Genomic DNA, 6,788 nt, shown 5'->3' on the forward strand with positions numbered 1-6,788 from the left:
GCCAGCGCCAGAGGCGCCGGCGTGCCCACCGCATAGAATCCGGAGCCGGGGCGCGCGCGGATCAGCCCTTCGGCGGCGAGGCGGTCATAGGCCTCCACCACGGTGGAGGGAGATACGGCCAAATCGCGCGCCAGCCGGCGAATGGAGGGCAGCCGCTCGCCGGGCGACACGGCGCGACGCGCCAGGCGGCCGCGAATGGTCGCCATGATCTGCTCGGTGCGGGTGGTTGCCGCTCCGATTTCCGCGCCGCTCTGTGCCAACTGTATGGCTCCCGTAACCCATACTGTTTGGCTAAATTGTATGGGTGTGTGCCTGTCGCCGCAACCGGCCGCGCGCTATCGCAGGTGCATCGTGGCGGAGACCATCATGCAGCGCGGACTGGACGGCTGGGGCAGCGGGCTCATCGGCGTCGTCATCTTCTCGGGCTCGCTGCCGGCGACGCGGGTGGCGGTGGGCGGCTTCAGCCCGTTGTTTCTCACCTCGGCGCGGGCGGTGATCGCGGCGCTGCTCGGGGCCGGTCTGCTGCTCGCCTTGCGCCAGAGGCGGCCGGATCGGGGTGATGCGGGACCGCTGGCCGTGGTGGCGCTCGGCGTGGTGGTGGGCTTCCCGCTGCTGACCGCGCTCGCGCTCCAGCACATCTCGGCGGCGCGCTCCATTCTGTTCGTCGGCCTGCTGCCGCTCGCCACCGCGCTGTTCGGCGTGGTCCGCGGCGGGGAGCGGCCGAAGGTCGCCTTCTGGCTGTTCTCGGGGCTCGGCGCCGCGGCCGTCGCGGCTTCGCCCTGGCGAACGGCGCCGCAGGCACGCTCACGGGCGACCTGCTCATGGCCGCCGCCATCCTCGCCTGCGGGCTCGGCTATGCGGAGGCGCGCGCTCTCGCGCCGGCTCGGCGGCTGGCAGGTGATCTCCTGGGCGCTGGTGCTGTCGCTGCCGGCCATGGCGGCGCTGGCGCTCGCCACGCGGCCGGGCGGCTTTGCAGACGTGGGCGGGCCGGCCTGGATCGGGCTCGCTTACGTCTCGGTGTTCAGCATGCTGGTGGGGTTCGTGTTCTGGTATCGCGGCCTCGCGCGCGGCGGCATCGCCGCGGTGGGCCAGCTCCAGCTGCTCCAGCCCTTCTTCGGCCTCGCGCTCGCCGCGGTGCTCCTGGGCGAGCCGGTGCCCTGGAGCATGGTGGCGGTGACCGGCCTCGTGGTGCTCTGCGTCGCCGGCGCCAAGCGCTTCGCCTGACGCCGGTCGGGGGAGGGGCCGTGTGGCCCCTCGCCGCTCAGGCCAGTGCCTTCGCCACCGCGCGCTTGGCCATGGCCTTCACCAATTGGGCGCGATATTCGGCGTTGCCGTGCAGGTCGCTCATGAGGTCGGAGGGGTCCAGCTCCAGGCGCGCGAGCGCTGTGGGCGCGAAGTCCGAGGCGAGGATGTCGCCAGCCTCCTCCCACAGGAACACGCCCGACTGGCCCGCCCCCGTCACCGCCACGCGCACCGCATCGGCGGTTTTGGCGACGAACACGCCGGCCATGGCATAGCGCGAGGCGGGATTGCGGAACTTGGCGTAGCCGGCGCGCTCCACCTGCGGGAAGTCCACGCGGGTGATGATCTCGCCGTCTTCCAGCGCCGTGGTGAACAGGCCCTGGAAATAATCGCCCGCGGCGATGGAGCGCCGGTCGGTGACGACGGTGGCGTTGAGCGCCAGCACCGCGGCGGGATAGTCGGCGGTGGGGTCGTCGTTCGCCAGCGAGCCGCCGAGCGTGCCGCGGTTGCGCACCGCCGGATCGCCGATCAGCCCGGCGAGATCCGCGAGCGCCGGGATCGTGGCGCGCACCACGTCCGAGGTGGCGACCGCCGCATGCTTCACCAGCGCGCCGATGGCGACGCCCTCCGCCGTCTTCTCGATGGCGGAGAGGCCGGGCAGGCGGGCGAGGTCCACCAGCGTGGTCGGCTGCGCGAGGCGCTGCTTCAGGGTGGGCAGCAAGGTCTGCCCGCCGGCCAGGATCTTGGCCTCGGGATCGGCCTGGAGCAGGGCCGCCGCGTCGGCGAGGGCCGCGGGCCGCTGATAGTCGAAGGCATACATGGGCGTCCTCCTGTTCGCGGCTATTGCGCGGCCTGGCGCACGGCGCGGGTCTTGGCGAGCGCCCACACCTTGGCGGGGGTGGCGGGCATGGGCACATCCTGCGTGCCCAGCGCGTCGGCCAGCGCATTGATGACGGCAGCGGGCGCGGCGATGGCCCCAGCCTCGCCGCAGCCCTTGATGCCGAGCGGGTTCGAGGGGCAGCGCGTCTGCGTCAGGCCGAGCTTGAAGGAGGGCAGATCGTCGGCGCGCGGCATGGTGTAGTCCATGTAGGAGCCGGTCACGAGCTGGCCGTCGGCGTCGTAGGTGACGCCCTCCAGCAGGGCCTGGCCCACCCCCTGGGCGATGCCGCCATGCACCTGGCCCTCGACGATCATCGGGTTGATGACGACGCCGAAATCGTCCACCGCCGTGAAGTTGACGATCTGCGTCACCCCGGTCTCCGGGTCCACCTCCACCTCGCAGATGTGGCAGCCGGCGGGGAAGGTGAAGTTGGTGGGGTCGTAGAAGGCGCCTTCCTTCAGCCCGGGCTCGATCTCCGAGGTGGGGAATTTGTGCGCCACATAGGCGTTGAGCGCGACTTCGGCGAAGGCGAGGGAGCGGTCGGTGCCGGCCACCGTGAACTTGCCGTCCTTGAACTCGATGTCGCCTTCGGCGGCCTCCAGGATGTGGGCGGCGATCTTCTTCGCCTTCGCCTCCACCTTGTCGAGCGCCTTGGAGATGGCGCTCATGCCCACTGCGCCCGAGCGCGAGCCGTAGGTGCCCATGCCGAACTGCACCTTGTCGGTGTCGCCGTGCACCACGCTCACCTGGTCGATGGGGATGCCGAGCCGCGCCGAGACCAATTGCGCGAAGGTGGTCTCGTGGCCCTGGCCGTGGCTGTGGGAGCCGGTGAGCACCTCCACGTTGCCGGTGGGGTTCACGCGCACCTCGGCGCTCTCCCACAGGCCGACGCCGGCGCCGAGCGAGCCCACCGCCGCCGAGGGGGCGATGCCGCAGGCCTCGATATAGTTGGACAGGCCGATGCCGCGCAGCTTGCCGCGCGCCTCCGCCTCGGCGCGGCGGGCCGGGAAGCCCTTATAGTCCGCCATCTCCAGCGCGAGGTCGAGCGAGGCGGCATAGTCGCCCGCGTCATAGTTCATGATCACCGGCGTCTGGTGCGGGAAGGTGGTGACGAAGTTGCGGCGGCGGAACTCTGCCGGGTCGATGCCCAATTCGCCCGCCGCCTTGTCCATCATGCGCTCCACCAGGAAGGTCGCCTCCGGACGGCCGGCGCCGCGATAGGCGTCCACCGGCGCGGTGGTGGTGTAGAGCGCGTCCACCTCGCAGTAGATCGCGGGCATGGCGTACTGGCCGGACAGCAGCGTGGCGTAGAGATAGGTCGGGATGCAGGACGAGAAGGTGGACATGTAGGCGCCCATATTGGCGCGGGTGTGCACCCGGAACGCCAGAATCTTCCCCGCCGCGTCGGTGGCGAGCTCGGCATGGGAGATGTGGTCGCGCCCGTGGGCGTCGGAGAGGAAGGCCTCCGAGCGGTCGGCGGTCCACTTGACCGGCCGCCCGACCTTCTTCGCCGCCCAGGCGCAGACGGTCTCCTCCGCATAGATGAAGATCTTCGAGCCGAAGCCGCCGCCCACGTCCGGGGCGATGACGCGTAATTTGTGCTCGGGGGCGATGCCGACGAAGGCCGAGAGCACGAGGCGCGCCACGTGCGGGTTCTGGCTGGTGGTCCAGAGCGTATAGGCCTCATCGCCGGCATCGTACTCGCCGATGGCGGCGCGCGGCTCCATGGCGTTGGGGGCGAGGCGGTTGTTGACGAGGTCGATCTTCGTCACGTGTGCCGCCTGGGCGAAGGCGGCGTCGGTCGCCGCCTTGTCGCCCAGTTCCCACTCGTAGCAGATGTTGCGCGGGGCGTTGTCGTGGATCTGCGCGCCGGCATCGGCGGTGGCGAGGTCGGCGACGGCGGGCAGCACCTCGTAGTCGACCGCGATGGCGGCGGCGGCGTCCTTGGCGGCGTCGAGCGTTTCGGCGATCACCACGGCCACGTGGTCGCCCACATAGCGCACCTTGTCCTTGGCGAGCGCGGGGTGCCGAGCCCCATGCGCATGGGCGTGCCGTCCTTCGACGTTACCAGCCAGCCGCAGATCAGGTCGCCGATCTTGTCGGCGGCAAGGTCGGCTCCGGTGAGGATGCCGACCACGCCGGGCATGGCCTTGGCGGCCGCCGTGTCGATGCCGCGGATGGCGGCGTGGGCATGGGGCGAGCGCAGGAAATAGGCGAACGCCTGGCCGGGCCGGCTGAGGTCGTCGGTGTAGCGGCCCTTGCCGGTGATGAAGCGCTGGTCTTCCTTGCGCCGGACTGCGGCGCCGATGGGCGTGACGGTGCTGTCGTTCATGGCGAGGTCCTTGGCGTGTCCTCCCGCAGGACGGGACGTTCGGAAGGCGCGTGCGGCGCGCCGGCTGTTCTGATGGGGGCCGCGTGACGGCGGAGGGGCGCGCCTATTCGGCGGCCACCTTCGCGCCCGCGCCCATGGCCGCGGCGCCGGCGCCGATCGCCTTGACGATGTTGTGATAGCCCGTGCATCGGCAGAGGTTGCCGTCCAGGTTCTCCCGGATGGTCGCCTCGTCGAGGTCCGTGCCGAGCCGCGCCACCATGTCGAGCGCGGTCATGATCATGCCCGGCGTGCAGAAGCCGCACTGCAGGCCGTGATGCTCGCGGAACGCCTCCTGCATGGGGTGCAGGCCCGAGGGGCCGGCGACGCCCTCGATGGTGGTCACGCTCATGCCGTCGGCCTGGGCGGCCAGCATGGTGCAGGACTTCACGGCCGCACCGTCCACATGGACCACGCAGGCGCCGCACTGGCTGGTGTCGCAGCCCACATGGGTGCCGGTGAGCAGCAGCTTCTCGCGCAGGAACTGGACCAGCAGGGTGCGCGGGTCGAGTTCGGCGGACACGGGCCGGCCGTTCACCGTCATCGCGACGGCGACCTTGGCGGCAGTGCTGGCGATTTCGGGCATTCCTCTCCTCCACGGGGTGCGGAACGGGCGCGCGGGTTGAGCGCCCGCGTCGCGAGGTCCGGTCGGGCCGGACCTTTTCATTATTCCAGTGTGAGACGGTCCCGCTTGCGCGGTCAAGCGAGGAGATGTGTTGTCGGCTACGGGCGCCGGAACCGGCCCGGCGCGGTCCGTTGCACCGGCGCGTCGTGCCGCGCCGCCCGCCCGCGCAGGAATCGCCGAACGGCGGCACTGGGTCACCGGCATCGAGATCGTCTGGGCGAGGATGAAGACGGCGACGACGGAGACGGGCATCAGCCGTGTCACGGCCATACGCGCCACACCGGCGGTGAGGCGCGCGCCTTCGCTCCCGCCGTGCTCAGCGGGCGATCAATTGCGCCGGCACGTCGCGGGATGTCATAGCGCCGAGCACGAAGGCGAGGTTGGCGGCGGCCACCAGAGCCGCGGCATGGCCTCAGATTGGGCGACGCGCGCGTTCTGGAGGCGCTGTCGGCGGCGGTCGCCACCTGGATGCTGCCGAGTCCGGCGCGGTAGGCGTCGAGCGCGGCGTCATAGGTGGTGGCGGCGGCCTGCGCCAGCGCGCTGGCGGCCGTGTGGGCGGCGAGCGCCGAGCGCAGCGTGTCGGCGCTGATGACGATCTCCCGCGCCGCCGCATCCCGGGTCTTGTCAAACGTCGCCTCGGTGACGGCGGCGAGCGATTCCGCGGTCTTCAGCTGGGCCGCGCGCAGGCCTCCGTCATAGATCGGCATGGTGGCGCCCACCACCACGCCCGAGGCGGAGGATTGCTGGCCGATGGTGGGCAGGCCCGAGGCGCTGAGATTGGTGTTGCCGGCGGCCGCCACCGCGCCGAGATAGACCTTCGGCAGGAATTCCGCCTCCGCCGCCTTGATGGCCGACTGGCTCGCCTTCATGGCGGAGAAGGCGGCGAGCACGTCCGGCCGCTGCGCCAGCGCCGTGGTGATGAGCGCCTCCGTGGGCACGCCGATAGAGGCGGGAAGTGCCCGCCCGCCGGTCTCGCGCACCTTCAGCTCGGTCAGGGGCGAGACGCCCATGGCGGCCAGCAGGCCTTGATAGGTGTCGCGCTCGGCGCCCTGCGCCTGCACCAGGGCGAAGCGCGACTGCGCCACCTGTTGGCGCGCCTGGGCCACCTCCACGGTGGTGCCGACGCCGTTCTGCATGCGCGAATCCGCTGCCGCCTCGATGCGCCGGCTGTTGGCCAGAGTCTCGGCGGAGATGCGCGCCCGGCTGCGCGCCGCGCCGTAGAGGAAATAGGCGCGCGTCACGTCGTAGATGATCTTCTGGTGGGCGCCGTTGAACAGCACGTTGGTGGCGGCCGCATTGTGGCGCGCCGCCGCGTGGAGCGCGCCGCGCTGGCCGAAGTCGAACACCAGCCACTGCAGCGCCACCTGCGGCGAGACCCCCTCGATGGTGGTGCTGACGCTGTCCTTGCTGCCGATGGAGACCGGCAGCGAGGCGCTGAACTTCTGCGTGCCGCCGATCACGTTGGCGGCGATGAACGGCAGGTAGGTCGCCTCCACCATGCCGGTGGCGAGCGCCGCCTGCCGCGCCTGCTGCCAGGCGATGCGGGTGAGCGGGTTGCGGCTCTGGGGCGATGTCGATCAGCTCGGGCAGGCTGTAGGCCTTCTCGCGCGAGAGGCCCGGGCGTCGGGGGTGAGCACCGCGACGGCGGGGTCGGCCGGCACGCGGAAGTCCGG

At 71.4% G+C, this 6,788-nt stretch carries 4 protein-coding genes and 2 pseudogenes; 1 reads left to right on the forward strand and 5 read right to left on the reverse strand.

Annotation, left to right across the window (positions count from 1 at the left end; translation table 11 throughout):
- On the reverse strand, positions 1-206 hold a 206-nt coding region (locus AC2W7M_RS16745; protein WP_486133422.1), incomplete at its 3' end, for a GntR family transcriptional regulator.
- 160 nt (positions 207-366) lie between these two features.
- Here AC2W7M_RS16745 and AC2W7M_RS16750 point away from each other — a divergent pair.
- Positions 367-1,224 (forward strand): annotated as a pseudogene (locus AC2W7M_RS16750) (DMT family transporter).
- Between the two features lie 37 nt (positions 1,225-1,261).
- Here AC2W7M_RS16750 and AC2W7M_RS16755 read toward each other — a convergent pair.
- The 4 genes and pseudogenes from AC2W7M_RS16755 to AC2W7M_RS16770 form a co-directional block, all read right to left on the reverse strand.
- Complete coding sequence (locus AC2W7M_RS16755; RefSeq protein ID WP_486133424.1) at positions 1,262-2,062, reverse strand: FAD binding domain-containing protein; 801 nt, start codon at positions 2,060-2,062, stop codon at positions 1,262-1,264.
- Between the two features lie 20 nt (positions 2,063-2,082).
- A pseudogene (locus AC2W7M_RS16760) lies at positions 2,083-4,454 on the reverse strand (xanthine dehydrogenase family protein molybdopterin-binding subunit).
- A gap of 103 nt (positions 4,455-4,557) precedes the next feature.
- Positions 4,558-5,076: a (2Fe-2S)-binding protein gene (locus tag AC2W7M_RS16765; RefSeq protein WP_486133426.1), complete on the reverse strand. Its 519-nt coding sequence runs from the start codon at positions 5,074-5,076 to the stop codon at positions 4,558-4,560.
- Positions 5,077-5,375: 299 nt separating this feature from the next.
- A complete protein-coding gene (locus tag AC2W7M_RS16770) occupies positions 5,376-6,614 on the reverse strand; it encodes a TolC family protein (RefSeq protein ID WP_486133428.1) in 1,239 nt (412 codons plus the stop codon).
- Positions 6,615-6,788: the final 174 nt, after the last annotated feature.

It is taken from the genome of Xanthobacter sp. BG11Y11_SDJG (assembly GCF_057364445.1).